General features: G+C 64.6%; 13 protein-coding genes. 7 read left to right on the top strand and 6 right to left on the bottom strand.

The genetic code is table 11. The annotated features are described in order from the left end of the window. The first annotated feature begins 11 nt into the window (after window positions 1–11). Window positions 12–374 carry a VanZ family protein gene (locus J2X62_RS23620; RefSeq protein ID WP_310183774.1) on the top strand — a complete coding sequence of 121 codons (363 nt, stop codon included), beginning with the start codon at window positions 12–14 and terminating at the stop codon, window positions 372–374. A gap of 153 nt (window positions 375–527) precedes the next feature. Then, the gene (locus J2X62_RS23615) at window positions 528–2,027 is read left to right on the top strand and encodes a stealth family protein (protein ID WP_371832761.1); all 1,500 of its coding nucleotides are present in this window, start codon (window positions 528–530) and stop codon (window positions 2,025–2,027) included. Here the strand turns inward: J2X62_RS23615 and J2X62_RS23610 are convergent. Continuing rightward, entirely contained in the window at window positions 2,024–2,935 is a 912-nt protein-coding gene (locus tag J2X62_RS23610; protein ID WP_027497988.1) for a phosphodiesterase, read from the bottom strand. The two genes, J2X62_RS23615 and J2X62_RS23610, sit on opposite strands and share 4 nt — an antisense overlap. Window positions 2,936–3,093: 158 nt before the next feature. Here J2X62_RS23610 and J2X62_RS23605 point away from each other — a divergent pair, with 158 nt between their 5' ends. Next, window positions 3,094–3,903 (top strand): alpha/beta hydrolase, encoded by an 810-nt coding sequence (locus J2X62_RS23605; RefSeq protein WP_310183772.1) that lies wholly within the window; start codon window positions 3,094–3,096, stop codon window positions 3,901–3,903. A gap of 69 nt (window positions 3,904–3,972) precedes the next feature. Here the strand turns inward: J2X62_RS23605 and J2X62_RS23600 are convergent, their stop codons facing one another. Together J2X62_RS23600 and J2X62_RS23595 are read right to left on the bottom strand one after the other, a co-directional pair. Next, window positions 3,973–5,100, bottom strand: a complete 1,128-nt coding sequence (locus tag J2X62_RS23600) for an acyl-CoA dehydrogenase family protein (protein ID WP_310183771.1) — start codon at window positions 5,098–5,100, stop codon at window positions 3,973–3,975. Window positions 5,101–5,116: 16 nt separating this feature from the next. Continuing rightward, entirely contained in the window at window positions 5,117–6,292 is a 1,176-nt protein-coding gene (locus J2X62_RS23595) for an acyl-CoA dehydrogenase family protein (RefSeq protein WP_027497991.1), read from the bottom strand. A gap of 78 nt (window positions 6,293–6,370) precedes the next feature. On the opposite strand from J2X62_RS23595, the gene J2X62_RS23590 reads away from it, so the two are divergent. Genes J2X62_RS23590 through J2X62_RS23575 form a run of 4 tightly spaced genes read left to right on the top strand, consistent with a single transcriptional unit; the run spans window position 6,371 to window position 9,695 of the window. After that, on the top strand, window positions 6,371–6,925 hold the full coding sequence (locus J2X62_RS23590) for a histidine phosphatase family protein (RefSeq protein ID WP_032392500.1): 555 nt from the start codon (window positions 6,371–6,373) through the stop codon (window positions 6,923–6,925). Window positions 6,926–6,939: 14 nt separating this feature from the next. Beyond that, window positions 6,940–7,422 carry a RidA family protein gene (locus J2X62_RS23585; RefSeq protein WP_032371653.1) on the top strand — a complete coding sequence of 161 codons (483 nt, stop codon included), beginning with the start codon at window positions 6,940–6,942 and terminating at the stop codon, window positions 7,420–7,422. Window positions 7,423–7,461: 39 nt separating this feature from the next. Continuing rightward, window positions 7,462–8,952: an ABC transporter permease subunit gene (locus J2X62_RS23580; RefSeq protein WP_222084448.1), complete on the top strand. Its 1,491-nt coding sequence runs from the start codon at window positions 7,462–7,464 to the stop codon at window positions 8,950–8,952. Further along, the gene (locus tag J2X62_RS23575; protein WP_027497994.1) at window positions 8,949–9,695 is read left to right on the top strand and encodes an amino acid ABC transporter ATP-binding protein; all 747 of its coding nucleotides are present in this window, start codon (window positions 8,949–8,951) and stop codon (window positions 9,693–9,695) included. Before J2X62_RS23580 ends, J2X62_RS23575 begins: the two co-directional genes overlap by 4 nt. 181 nt (window positions 9,696–9,876) lie before the next feature. Here J2X62_RS23575 and J2X62_RS23570 read toward each other — a convergent pair whose 3' ends face one another. Genes J2X62_RS23570 through J2X62_RS23560 form a run of 3 tightly spaced genes read right to left on the bottom strand, consistent with a single transcriptional unit; the run spans window position 9,877 to window position 13,450 of the window. Continuing rightward, window positions 9,877–11,943 carry a xanthine dehydrogenase family protein molybdopterin-binding subunit gene (locus J2X62_RS23570; protein WP_310183769.1) on the bottom strand — a complete coding sequence of 689 codons (2,067 nt, stop codon included), beginning with the start codon at window positions 11,941–11,943 and terminating at the stop codon, window positions 9,877–9,879. Further along, complete coding sequence (locus J2X62_RS23565; protein WP_310183768.1) at window positions 11,940–12,953, bottom strand: xanthine dehydrogenase family protein subunit M; 1,014 nt, start codon at window positions 12,951–12,953, stop codon at window positions 11,940–11,942. Before J2X62_RS23565 ends, J2X62_RS23570 begins: the two co-directional genes overlap by 4 nt. Further along, complete coding sequence (locus J2X62_RS23560; RefSeq protein WP_032401318.1) at window positions 12,950–13,450, bottom strand: 2Fe-2S iron-sulfur cluster-binding protein; 501 nt, start codon at window positions 13,448–13,450, stop codon at window positions 12,950–12,952. Before J2X62_RS23560 ends, J2X62_RS23565 begins: the two co-directional genes overlap by 4 nt. Window positions 13,451–13,497 lie beyond the last annotated feature (47 nt).

Genomic DNA, 13,497 nt, shown 5'->3' with positions numbered 1-13,497 from the left:
ACTCGGTGGCCATGGCTCTGCCTCTCAAGTACTACCTGCCGCTGTGCGTCACGTTCCTGGTTGCGCTGATCGTTCTCTTCACCCCCGCGTCCGGGGTGCCGTCCGGCTTTCAGCACAGCGACAAGATCATCCATTGCCTCCTGTTCGCTGCTCTCGCTTACACCTCCCGACTCGCCGGCGTCGGCTGGGTGAGGACTGCACTGTGGGTACTGGCATTCGCAGTGGTGTCGGAGTTCCTGCAGGCGATCCTGCCGCTCGGTCGCTCCGGATCGGCTGCCGATGCACTGGCCGACGCCGTCGGTGTCGCACTGGGCCTGGTCGCAGCGAACAGGGTTCTACCGCAGCGCGTCCGAAAGGCACCGCACCTGCACTAGACTGAGACGGCACCGGGGTTCCTCGGCCAGCGCGAACACTCCGGAAGGAACGTCATCACCTCGTCTTCTGCCCCGCACGATATCTACCTCGTTCCACCGGAGCACGAGACCAACGATGCCGTCACCCGAGAATCCGACGCTGCCGCCGCGCGCTTGAGCGAACGGTCCGACGTGGTCAGCCACGACGGCCGCTACGCACTGACCATCACCTCGACCACCCCGCACCAGGCGATGGTGGAAGATCTGCTGTTCGTGCGCGCCGTACTCGACGCCGCGCGGATCAAGTACCTACTGGTGCGCGGCAACGACGAGCGTCCCGTCATCGCCATAGAACTGGCCGCTCGCGAGGCACTGACCAAGGCGCTGGTGCATGCCTGCCGCGCCGAGCCCTTCTACTCCAAGACCGTCGACGCCCGCGGAAAAGCTGTACTGGTAGCCGATGGCACCTTGTCGCCGTCGTCGAACGCACGCATCGTGCGGCTCTACCGTCCACGAGTCGAGCCGTTCAGCGGGCTCTACTACGGCGCGTCGACGGCGGTGCAGATCGAGCTGTGGTCGTTCTCACCGTCCGAGATCGTGCTGCCGATCGAGAACTCGCTCACTCGCCGCAACATCCGGCCCGACGAGGCCGTCCGCGGCACCGTCGAGCGCTTCGGCCGGACCTGGCCGACCATCGAGAACATGTTTGCCGACCATGCGTCGGACATCAATTTCGACATCGACATCGTGTTCTCCTGGGTCGACGGTTCGTCCGCGGAGTTTCAGGCTCAACGCGCCCGCCGGATGGCGAACTATGTTGTCGGCGAGGGTGACGATTCTGCCGCCCGGTACCGGCAGATCGACGAACTGAAGTACGCACTGCGGTCGATTCACCTGTACGCGCCGTGGATCAAGCGCATCTTCGTTGCCACCGACTCGCCGAGGCCGGCGTGGCTCGCCGACCATCCCAAGGTGACGTTCGTGCCGAGCGAGGCGTTCTTCGTCGACACCTCCGTGCTGCCGACGCACAATTCGCAGGCCGTCGAATGTCAGCTGCACCACATCCCCGGGTTGTCCGAGCACTTCCTGTACTCGAACGACGACATGTTCTTCGGTCGCCCCGTCAGCCCGTCGATGTTCTTCTCCCCCGGCGGAATCAGCATGTTCATCGAGGCGACGACGCGAATCGGATTGGGCTACAGCGACGCCGACCGCAGCGGCTTCGAGAACGCGGCACGCGTGAACCGTCGGATCCTGCAGGACCGCTTCGGGATGACGACCACCCGGCACCTCGAGCATGCGGCAACGCCGTTGCGCCGCAGCGTGATGCAGGAAATGGAGAACGAGTTCCCCGACGAGTTCGCCTCCACCGCTGCCAGTGCATTCCGCGCGAGTACGAACATCTCGGTCACGAATTCGCTGTACCACTACTACGCGCTGATGAGCGGACGCGCCGTGGTCCAGAAGGATGCGAAGGTTCGGTACATCGACACCACGTCCGTCGCGGGTCTCGAGTTGATGGAGAAGCTGCTGCCCAAGCGTTCGGTCGACTTCTTCTGCCTCAACGACGGCAGCTTTCCGGAGGTCGACCTCGATCTGCGCACGCGCACCGTGACGCAGTTCCTGGACAAGTACTTCCCCATCGTCGCGCCGTGGGAACGCACCCCGAACTAGGCGTCGCTGAACAACTTTCGACGGGCGCTGTCGGCAATGGTCACTCCCGCTGCGTCGAGCCGACGCGCGGTCTCCTCTGCCGACACTGCCTCTCCCACAGTGTCGTACGAGCCCGTCGGTACCACCGAATGGACGACGGTGTCGTCGTAGAGGTGAACCAGGTTGTAGCCCTGGGCTCCGTCGCGACCGCGTAACCCGCCGGCGGGAACATTGAGATCCTGGGTGTAGCACGTGGCCGACGCGACCGAGACGGGAATGCCCGCGAACGTCGCTGTCGTCGAATAGTGCAGATGTCCAGCGAGTATCGATCGCACGTCGCTGCCGCGCAACACGTCTGCCAGGCGCGGCTGATCGATGAGCTCGACCAGAACTGCGAGATCGAGCACGGTCGGTACCGGCGGGTGGTGCATCGCCAGGATCGTGCCGAACTCGGCAGGGGTTGCGAGAGTGTCTGCGAGCCAAGCCAATTGCTCGTCGGCGAGCTCACCGTGATGCTTTCCGGGGACCGTCGTATCCAGGGTGACGATGCGAAGCCCGTCGACGTCGTGCACGCGATCGATGGACTGCCCGCTCGGTTCGGCGTCGAGCAGGGTCCGACGGAACGTCGCGCGGTCGTCGTGATTGCCCATCGCCCAGACGATCTGCGCGCCGAGCTCCTCGGCCACCGGCTCGACCAGAGCGCGAAGCTTCTCGTAGGCACCCGCCTCGCCCTTGTCCGTCAGATCACCGGTGAACACCAACGCATCGGGCCGCACCCCCGAGTTCCGAACATCGGTCATCACCTGTTCGAGCCGCAACTCACTGTCCACGCCGCCGTACAAGCGACCGCCGCCGTCGACGAGATGCGTGTCGCTGATGTGCAACAAGCAGTGATGGGGACGTGGGTACTCGGCCATCCGAGACTTCATCGAACTCTCGCTCACGATCGGACCTACCGTTTCACGATCACCCGGTCGGGCGAACGCCACTGCCACAAGCCAAGCATACGAGCGTTCACTGAGAAAAAGCTGGTCGAATCCGGACGGTGAACACCGTGGAAACTCCTGGCGTGTGGCAGGTTGAGAACATGACGTCTTCCAAGTGGACCTCCCTGCTCGCAGCCGCGGCACTGACCGTGGGCACGATGCTCGGAATCGGGGTGGCTCCGGCCGCTGCGCAGGGCCTGCCGACCGTTGTCCTCGTGCACGGTGCCTTCGCCGACAGCACCAGCTGGGACGGTGTCGCGGCCGACCTACGCGGCCGCGGCTACCCGGTCGTCACCGCGGAGAACTCGCTACGTGGCCCTGCGATCGATGCGGCCTCGGTGACCGACGTCGTCGAGAACATCGACGGGCCCGTGGTGCTGGTCGGCCATTCCTACGGCGGCACGGTGATCAGCAACGTGCATGCGGACAACGTGGAGGCACTGGTCTACGTCGCGGCGTTCATGCCGGTCGAAGGCGAACCCGTCGCCCTCGAACTCGACCCGTTCCGATTCCCCGTGACGGCTCTGGTCCCACCCGTGATCGGGCTGTCGATCGTCGACGATTCGACCAACCTGATCGGCAAGAACGTCGACTCGTACATCACGCCCGCGCTGTTCCGTCCGTTCTTCGCCCCCGACGTCACCGAGGAGCCGGCCGCCCGCATGGCGGCACATCAGAAGACCATCGCCGCCGGTGCCTTGCTCGAACCGAGCGGTGCGCCGTCCTGGGCGCACACCCCGTCGTGGGCGCTGATCCCCCAGCAGGATCAGATCATCCCGACCTCTGCCGAACGGTTCATGGCGCAGCGGGCCGGGGCCCGGGTGACCGAGGTTCCGGGCTCGCACGCGATCCTGGTTTCCAACCCCGCAGCTGTGGCCGACCTTGTGGTACAGGCGGATTCGGGTAGCTGACGCGTCCGAGAGACGAGAACGGGCCCGACCACCTGGACGAGGTGGCCGGGCCCGTGTCCTTCTACTGGATCAGATTCCGATGAGGTCGTGATCGGCGACCTTGTCCGACAGGATGCGCAGGTGCTCGTCGGCCCCACCGAGAGTGTGCTCGATGGCAACGAGCCGACTGGTGTAGTGCCCGACGGGATATTCGGCCGTGACGCCGATTCCGCCGTGCAGCTGAATTGCCTCCTGGCCGATCTTGCGACCGGAACGCGAGATCTGCAGCTTGGCGCGCGAGGCGATGGTCGTGTCGACATTGCCGTCCGCCAACGACATCGTGGCGTAGAGGCTCATGCTGCGGGCCAGCTCGAGTAGCACGTACATGTCCGCCGCACGGAAGGTGAGCGCCTGGAACTTGGCCAGCGGAACCCCGAACTGCTTGCGCTGCTTGAGGTAATCGGTGGTCAGCCGCAGCGCCTCCTCCATTGCTCCCACTGCCTCGGCACACAGTGCGGCCTGTGCGCGCACCTCGGCACCGGTGATCGCAGCGGCTGCGTTCTCGGCCGAACCCAGCGGTTCTGCAGCAACGTCGGAGAATTCGATCTGCGCGGCGCGCTGCCCGTCGTGGGTGGCGTACGACTTGCGGGTCAGCCCGGTCGCGTCGCCGTCGACGACGAACAATCCGGTTCCACCGCCGGGGAGCACGGCACTGACGACGATGACGTTAGCGCTGCCGCCGTGCGGAACCGGGTTCTTGACGCCGCTGATCGACCACGATCCGCCGTCCTCGGTCGCCGTGGTGGCGACCTCGACGTTGGGCCAGCGGCTGCCGGATTCGTTGTGCGCGAACGCCAACATCGACGAGCCCTCGGCCACGGGTGGCAGAAGTCGCTTGCGCTGATCGGCTGAGCCGAGCTCGGAGATGAGCCCGCCGGGCACGAGAACGGCGTCGAGAACGGGCTCCGGCGCGAGCCGTCGTCCGACCTCGGTCATGACCGCCATGATCTCCACGGGACCGGCGTCCATACCGCCGTCGTCCTCGCTGAACGTCAGACCCAGCAGACCGACCTCGGCCAGCTGCTTCCAGACGTCGGTGCTCCACCCCAGCTCACCGGCCACGATCTTGTTGCGCTTCTCGGTGTCGTAGGCGCGCGAGAGAACCTCACGGGTGGTGTCGCGCAGCAGTTTCTGCTCTTCGTTGAGTTCGAAATCCATGTCTTCAGATGCTCCCTTACAGTCCGAGAATCGCCGACGCGATGATGGTGCGCTGAACCTCGTTCGAGCCGCCGTAGATCGAGACCTTGCGATAGTTGAGGTAGTTCGGTACCGACCGCTGTGCCCAACCGTCGCTCTCGATGTCCTCGCCTGCCTCGTAGGGCAAGGAGTCCGGCCCGGCGATGTCCATCAGCAATTCTGTTGTGGTCTGCTGCAATTCGGAACCCCGCAGCTTCAGAATCGACGATGCCGGGTTCGGCTTGCCGTCGTCCGAGCTCGAGACCATCCGCAACTGGGTGAGCTCGAGGGCGAGCAGTTCGTTCTCCACCTCGGCAAGCTTGGCCGCGAACAGTGGATCCTCGAGCAGCGTCCCGGTGCCGACCTTCGTCTGCGCCGCGTGCTTCTTCGCCTGTCCCAGTCGAACTTTGGTGTGTCCGGCGCGGGCGACGCCGGTGCGCTCGTTGCCGAGCAGGAACTTCGCGTAGCTCCAGCCCTGGTTCTCCTCGCCCACGAGATTCTCGGCCGGGACGCGGACGTTGTCGAAGAACACCTCGTTGACCTCGACGCTGCCGTCGACCAGCTTGATGGGACGCATCTCGATGCCGGGGGTGTTCAGATCGATGAGCAGGAACGAAATTCCGGCCTGCTTCTTCGGTGCATCGGGGTTGGTGCGTACCAACGCGAAGATCCAGTCGGCGTACTGGCCGAGAGTGGTCCACGTCTTCTGGCCGTTGACGATGTAGTCGTCACCGTCCCGAATGGCGGTGGTACGCAGCGAGGCGAGATCCGAACCGGCCTCGGGCTCGGAGAACCCCTGACACCACCAGATGTCGAGGTTCGCCGTCTTCGGCAGGAACTTCTCCTTGATCTCCTGCGACCCGAACGTCGCAATGACCGGGCCCACCATCGACGCGTTGAACGCCAGCGGCTCGGGTACCGAGGCCAGCTGCATTTCGTCGAGCCAGATGTGACGCTGGACCGCAGACCAATCGCGGCCACCGAACTCCGCAGGCCAGTGCGGTACTGCCAGTCCGTTCTCGTTCAGGATTCGCATGGTCGTGACCACTTCGTCCTTGCTCAACTCCTGACCCGTCGCGTTCTTCTCGCGAATCTCGGCGGGGATCTTCGTGGTGAAGAACGTCCGCATCTCGTCGCGGAACGCGGCCTCTTCTTCTGTCAGGGCAAGATTCATCGACAATCCTCCGTGCTCGTTCGCTTATCTCGGTATCGACCGTACTCCCTGGTAACTCTGGGATATTCTCCGCTCACTATGACTTTTCTGGCGCTGGTTCGGCACGGTGAAACGAACTGGAATTTGCACGGCCGCCTGCAGGGCTCTTCGGACATCCCTCTCAACGACACCGGACGAGCTCAGGCCCGCGAGGCAGGCTACGAACTGGAGTTCCGTACGTGGGATCACCTGGTCAGTTCGCCGCTGGCGCGGGCCGCGGAAACCGCCGACATCATCGGGACCCATCTGGGCCTGAACCGAACCGCCGAATTCCCGGATCTGGCCGAACGTCACTTCGGTGACGCCGAGGGATTCACCGACTGGGACGCGTACTCGCATTGGCCGGACGGGCGATACCCGGGCCTCGAGCCACGATCGAATCTGATCGTCCGGGGCGTGCGAGCCGTCGACGAGATCGCCTCGCGCTACCCCGACTCCGCGGTGATCGCCGTGGCCCACGGCGGCGTCATTCGAGCCATCTTCGACGCCATCCGTCGACGACACTCCCCCCGAATACTGAACGCCGGTGTGTCCACACTCGAACACGATGGCACCCGATGGACGGTTCGCACCATCAACGGCGTTGCGGTCTGACAGGATTTTCGTTCATGGAGATCGAACGTCGCATCGCCGAACTCGGCTTCGAGCTGCCCGGCGAACCGAGTGCACCACCGGGATTCGAGTTCTCCTTCGACTGGGTTCGCGTGCGCGGCAACCGAGTCTTCGTCTCGGGTCATTCGCCGCTCGCACCGGACGGAACCCTCGCCGGTCCGTTCGGTGCGGTGCCGTCCGAAGTCGACCTCGACGCCGCCACCGACGCCGCGCGTGACACCGCCCTCGCGGTATTGGGCAGCCTCGCCCGTGCCATCGGAGATCTCGATCGAATCAGCGCGTGGCTGACCGTCACCGGCTCGGTCAACGCCGATCACGGCTTCACTCAGACCACCACCGTCGTCAACGGGTTCTCCGATCTGGTGTTGGCGATCTTCGGACCCGAGGTCGGTGCGCATGCGCGGACTGCGCTGGGAGCGGCCGCATTGCCCATGAACAACACCGTCGTCGTGTCAGCGGAACTGGAGATCGACGGGTAGGTTTTTCTCCACTCGTCATTACAGCGAAAGCAGGCCTAGATGGTGCGCAGATCCACTCTGGTTCTGGTCGCGATTCTGATCGGCATACTCGGATTGTCCGGGTGTAGTTCGTCGTCGCAATCCCTCCTGGACCGAGTGCGCGACGACGGTGTACTCGTCGTCGGCACCGAGGGCACGTACAGCCCGTTCAGTTATCAGGGCGGGGACGGCCAACTCACCGGCTACGACATCGACGTCATCAACGCGGTCGGCGACGAACTGGGCGTCCGCGTCGACTTCGTGCAGACCCCCTTCGACTCGATCTTCGCCGGGCTGCAATCGCAACGCTTCGACCTGATCGCGAACCAGGTGTCGATCACCCCCGCCCGGCAGTCGACCTACGACCTGTCCAAGCCCTACACGGTGTCCGAAGGCCAGATTCTCACCGCCGCGAACAACACCACGATCACCTCGACGGCCGATCTGGCCGGCAAGACCACCGCCCAATCGTCGACGAGCAACTGGGCCGAGGTCGCTGCCGACGCGGGCGCGAACGTCGAGGCGGTCGAGGGATTCGTCCAAGCGGTCGCGCTCGTCAAGGACGGCCGGGTGGACGCCACCGTCAACGACTCGCTCGCCATCGCGGAATACCTGCAGCAGACCGGCGACACGGGAGTGCGGGTCTCCGGAAACACGGGCGACACGACGCTGCAGTCCTTCGTGGCCCGCAAGAACAGCGGCCTGATGGACGAGGTCGACGCGGCCATCGACACCCTCCGTGACAACGGCACCATCGCCGAGATCTCGAAGAAGTACTTCGGGAGCGACGTCGCGGCACCGACCGCCGACACCGCGGCACCGGTGAGCGAGGACGCAGGAACCACTGCGCCGTCGAAGATGCAGTTGGTACTCGACAACCTGTGGCCGATGCTCAAGGCGACGGTCACCATGACGATCCCGCTGACCGCCGTCAGTTTCGTTGTGGGACTGGTCATCGCGCTGGCCGTGGCACTCGCCCGGATCTCGTCGATCGAGCCCCTCGCCGCAGTGGCCCGGTTCTACGTCTCGATCATTCGCGGCACTCCCCTACTGCTGCAGCTGTTCATCATCTTCTACGGCCTGCCGCAGTTCGGCATCGTGATCTCGCCGTTTCCGGCGGCGGTCGTGGCGTTCTCGCTCAATGTCGGCGGCTACGCGGCCGAAGTCATTCGCGCTGCGATATTGAGCGTGCCCAAGGGCCAGTGGGAGGCCGCGCAGACGATCGGCATGGGATACCGAACCACGTTGCAGCGCATCGTGCTTCCGCAGGCACTGCGCACCGCTGTGCCGCCGCTGTCGAACACGTTGATCTCGCTGGTCAAGGACACCTCGCTGGCATCGACCATCCTGGTGACCGAACTGCTGCGCGTCGCGCAGCTGGCGGCGGCTCCGACGTTCGACTTCTTCACGCTGTACTCCGTTGCCGCCCTGTACTACTGGGTGATCTGCATTATTCTCTCGTTCTTCCAAGGCAAACTCGAAGTCCGACTCGACAGGTACGTGGCGAAATGACAGACCTGCTGGAAGTATCCGCACTGAAGAAATCGTTCGGACCGATCGAAGTATTGAAGGACGTCTCGTTCACCGTGCCGTCGGGCACCGTCACCGTCATCATCGGGCCGTCCGGCTCCGGCAAGACCACAGTGTTGCGAACGCTCAACGCTCTCGACCGAGCCGATGCCGGCCTGATCCGCATCGGCGACGTGTCGGTCGACTTCGCCGAGCCCGTGGACGCCGCGCGACTGCGCCACTTCCGCGCGCAGAGCGGCATGGTGTTCCAGAGCCACAATCTGTTTCCCCACAAGACCGTGCTGCAGAACATCATCGAAGGACCGGTGATCGTCCAGAAACGGGCCAAAGACGACGCCACTCGCGACGCACACGCGATCCTCGATCAGATCGGTCTCGACGCCAAGTCCGACCAGTACCCGTTCCAGCTTTCCGGCGGCCAACAGCAACGCGTCGGAATCGCCCGGGCCCTCGCCCTGCGCCCCAAACTGATGCTGTTCGACGAGCCGACCTCCGCGCTCGATCCCGAACTGGTCGGCGAAGTACTGGGTGTCATCAAAGGCCTCGCCGCCGAAGGCTGGACGATGGTGATCGTCACCCACGAGATCCGCTTCGCCCAGCAGGTGGCCGATCAGGTGTTGTTCCTCGAGAACGGCGTCGTCGTCGAACGCGGGACACCCGAGCAGGTTCTCGCGAACCCGACCGAGCCCCGTACTCGACAGTTCCTACAGCGAATCTTGGCCTAGAGGGGCTGCGCCCGATCGTGATTGGAGCCTGCGCAACGAATCCATCGAGGCATGTGAGTGGAGCCTGCGGAACGAATCCATCGAGGCATGTGAGTGGAGCCTGCGGAACGAATCCGTTGAGGCAGGTGAGTGGAACTTCGTAGCAGGGGTCGAGTTTCCACTCACATGCGGCGACGACGCTCTAGAGGTGCGGTAGCACCTTGTCCAGGGTGATCGGCAGGTCGCGGACTCGGATGCCGGTGGCGTTGTAGACCGCATTGCCGATGGCTGCCGACGAGCCCACCGCACCGATCTCACCGATTCCCTTACCGCCCATCGGTGCGAGCTCGGTGTCGACCTCCTCGATCCACACGGCCTCGAGATCGGTGACGTCCGCACAGGCCGGGATGTGGTACTCGGCGAGGTCGTGGTTGGCGAAGCCGCCGAATTCGTGATCGACGACGCCGCTCTCCATCAACGCCATCCCGAGTCCGAACGTCATGCCGCCGATGAGCTGCGACCGGGCCAGCCGTGGATTCATCACCTTGCCGATGCCGAACACACCCAGCATCCGGCGCACTCGTACTTCGCCGGTGTCGACGTCGACTGCCACCTCGGCGAACTGGGCACCGAACGCCATGCGCGCCAACTCTTTCTGGGCTTCGACGTCGTCGGTTGTATCGGCCTCGGCGGAGTTACCCGGCTGCAACGGTCCCTGGTCCCGCAACGCGTTACAGACCTTGGTGACCGCCCAACCCCAGGAGGAGGTGCCCGAGGATCCACCGGCACCGGGGGCCTTGGGCAGAGCGCTGTCGCCCAATTGCAGCGTGACGGCATCCGCATCGACCTCGAGCGCATCGGCGGCAATCTGTCGCAGCACGGTCCGCGCACCGGTTCCGATGTCGGATGCAGCGACGGACACCGTGATCGTGCCGTCCTGCTCGACACGCGCCGCCGCGGTACTCGGCGAGATCAGCACCGGGTAGCTCGCTGTCGCGACGCCCATTCCGAGCAAGACATTGCCTTCTCGGCGTCGGCCCGGCGTGGAGTCTCGACGATCCCAGCCGAATTTCTCGGCACCCTCGCGCAGGCACTGCACCACACTGCGGGAGCTGAACGGATTCCCACTCGCGGGATCGACGTCGGGTTCGTTGCGGATCCGGAGCTCGATCGGATCGATTCCGGTGGCCGTTGCCAATTCGTCGATCGCCGTCTCGACGGCAAACATGCCGGGTGCCTCACCCGGGGCTCGCATCCAGCGCGGGGTGCCGACATCCAGCGACGCGAGCCGATGCGTTGTGGCGCGGTTGGGCGAGGCATATATGTGCCGGGTCGATTCCGACGTCTGCTCACAGAACTCGAAGATCGTGCTCGTCTGTTGGAAGGAATCGTGAGCAATGGCCTGCAGCCTGCCACTCGAATCCGCACCGAGGCGAACGTGATTGAGGGTCGGGGTGCGGTATCCGACGACATCGAACAGGGCCTGCCTCGGTAGAACCAGCTTGACGGTCTTGCCGGTTGCTCGCGCCGCCATCGCAGCGAGAACTGCGTTGGGCCGAGTACTGCCCTTCGCTCCGAAGCCTCCGCCGACGTTCTCGGCAATCACGCGAACATTCGCGGGTTCCAGTCCGAACGCCGTGGCGAGATCGCCCTGAACTTCCGACGGTGCCTGCGTCGAATCCCAGACCGTGAGTACACCATCGGACCATTGGGCCGTGGTGGCATGCGGTTCCATCGGACTGTTGTGCATCGGAGCCGTCGAGTACCAGTTGTCGACGACGTGCTCGGCCGTCGTCAATGCAGCGTCCGGATCACCCACCGTGACGTCGGTGGGGAACCCCGCGTTGACGGACTCGGGCGCGTACAGCGAGCTGTGATCGGCGCTCAGGGTGTTGTCGGGTGAGCGAACGTCGGCGTAACGCACCTGTACTCGGGCAGCAGCCGCGCGGGCATCCTGGAGGGTGTCGGCCAGAACGACGGCCACGATCTGGCCGCGGTAAGCAACGGCATTCGATTGCAGCACATGCAATTCCGCATCTTCCACGTCGCCCAGCTTCTCGGCGTTGCCGTGCCACAGGAGCGCGTGCACCGACGGGTCCCCGTCAGCGAGTTCGACGTTCTCGACCGTCCCGACGGGAACCGTCGCGGGCACGTACCAGGCGTACACCTGGCCGGCGATCGGCGGCTGCTCGGCGGCGTAGCGCGCTCGGCCGGTGACCTTGTCGACGGACTCGGTGCGCTGAATCGACTGGCCGATCGATGCCGTCATGACCGATCTCCCAATTCTTCGTGTGTGCCCAGCTCAGCCAATTCCACCAAAGTGCGCGTCACCAGGTTCGTGACCAGAGGAACTTTGAAAGCGTTGTCTCGCAACGGCTCTGCTGCGTGCAGCTCCTCGGTGATCGCAGCCCGGAACGACGCCTCGTCGGGAGCGGTTCCGAGCAATGCATGTTCGGCGGTTCGGGCCCGCCACGGTCGGTGCGCGACGCCGCCCAGCGCGATCGCCACCCCACGTACGATTCCGTCCTCGACGTCGAGCACAGCACCGATGGACGCGACCGCGAACGCGTACGACTGCCTGTCCCGTACCTTGCGATACGTCGAGACAGTGCCGCCGGCAGCCTTCGGAATTTCGATGGCTGTGACGATCTCGTCTCGGGCGACAGTGTTGTCTCGCGTCGGATCATCGCCGGGCAATCGGTAGAACTCGTCCATCTCGAGTTTCCGTTCACCGTCGACTCCGCGCACGACGATGCGCGCGTCGAGAGCCGACAGCGCGACGGCCATGTCGGACGGATGCGTCGCCACGCACGACGACGAGGCTCCGAGGATGGCGAGGTTTCGATGCTCGCCATTACGTGCCGGACAGCCCGAACCGGGTTCGCGCTTGTTGCACGGCTTGGATGCGTCCATGAAGTAGACGCATCGGGTGCGCTGGAAAAGGTTTCCACCGGTGGTGGCCATGTTGCGTAGCTGGCCCGAGGCCCCGGACAGCACTGCCCGCGAGAGCACCGGATACCGCTGGCGGACAACCGGATGCACCGCGAGATCACTGTTGGACACCCCGGATCCGATCCGCAACGCTCCGTCGTCGGCGACGTCGATGTCGTGCAGCGGCAATCGCGTGACATCGATCAACGCCGATGGTGCGGCCACACCCAGCTTCATCAGATCGACCAGATTGGTGCCGCCACCGAGCAACATCGCGTTCTCGTCCCCCGCCAGGCGTTCGAGAGCGTCGTCGACCGCAGTGGCGGTTCGGTACTCGAATGTTTTCATGACGCGTCCTGCACTGCGGGAACGATGTTCGCGTACGCACCGCAGCGACACAGGTTGCCGCTCATGCGCTCGCGCACTTCGCCGGAGTCGAGTTCGACGTCGGTGGCCTCCAGGTCCTCGGTGACCGCACTGGGCCAACCCTGTTTCGCCTCCTCGATCACCGCGACCGCCGAGCAGATCTGCCCGGACGTGCAGTACCCGCACTGGAAGGCGTCACGGTCGACGAAAGCTTGCTGCACGGGATGTAGCGTGTCGCCGTCGGCGAGGCCCTCGACCGTGGTGATCTCGCGCCCGCCCTGCGCGACGGCGAACGTGAGACAACTGTTGATTCGGCGGCCATCGACCAGGACGGTGCACGCACCACACTGACCGTGGTCACAGCCCTTCTTGGCCCCGACTAGATCGAGGTTCTCGCGAAGTGCGTCGAGCAGAGTGGATCGAGTGTCGCAGTCGATCTCGCGATCGGTTCCGTTGACACGCAGAGTGACGTTGGTCATGCCCGAGCGGATACCCGGGGTCCGGGCCACCAAACGCTCGAGCCGGC

The organism is Rhodococcus sp. 3258 (assembly GCF_031456475.1).
Taxonomy (GTDB): Bacteria; Actinomycetota; Actinomycetes; order Mycobacteriales; family Mycobacteriaceae; genus Rhodococcoides; species Rhodococcoides fascians.
This window is presented reverse-complemented; position numbering and strand designations above follow the sequence as displayed.

Bases quoted from the DNA above. Each gene is read 5' to 3' on its own strand.
- J2X62_RS23620 (WP_310183774.1), top strand. From the start codon at position 12: ATGGCTCTGCCTCTCAAGTACTACCTGCCGCTGTGCGTCACGTTCCTG.
- J2X62_RS23610 (WP_027497988.1), bottom strand. From the start codon at position 2,935: ATGAAGTCTCGGATGGCCGAGTACCCACGTCCCCATCACTGCTTGTTG.
- J2X62_RS23605 (WP_310183772.1), top strand. From the start codon at position 3,094: ATGACGTCTTCCAAGTGGACCTCCCTGCTCGCAGCCGCGGCACTGACC.
- J2X62_RS23600 (WP_310183771.1), bottom strand. From the start codon at position 5,100: ATGGATTTCGAACTCAACGAAGAGCAGAAACTGCTGCGCGACACCACC.
- J2X62_RS23595 (WP_027497991.1), bottom strand. From the start codon at position 6,292: ATGAATCTTGCCCTGACAGAAGAAGAGGCCGCGTTCCGCGACGAGATG.
- J2X62_RS23590 (WP_032392500.1), top strand. From the start codon at position 6,371: ATGACTTTTCTGGCGCTGGTTCGGCACGGTGAAACGAACTGGAATTTG.
- J2X62_RS23585 (WP_032371653.1), top strand. From the start codon at position 6,940: ATGGAGATCGAACGTCGCATCGCCGAACTCGGCTTCGAGCTGCCCGGC.
- J2X62_RS23580 (WP_222084448.1), top strand. From the start codon at position 7,462: ATGGTGCGCAGATCCACTCTGGTTCTGGTCGCGATTCTGATCGGCATA.
- J2X62_RS23575 (WP_027497994.1), top strand. From the start codon at position 8,949: ATGACAGACCTGCTGGAAGTATCCGCACTGAAGAAATCGTTCGGACCG.
- J2X62_RS23570 (WP_310183769.1), bottom strand. From the start codon at position 11,943: ATGACGGCATCGATCGGCCAGTCGATTCAGCGCACCGAGTCCGTCGAC.
- J2X62_RS23565 (WP_310183768.1), bottom strand. From the start codon at position 12,953: ATGAAAACATTCGAGTACCGAACCGCCACTGCGGTCGACGACGCTCTC.
- J2X62_RS23560 (WP_032401318.1), bottom strand. From the start codon at position 13,450: ATGACCAACGTCACTCTGCGTGTCAACGGAACCGATCGCGAGATCGAC.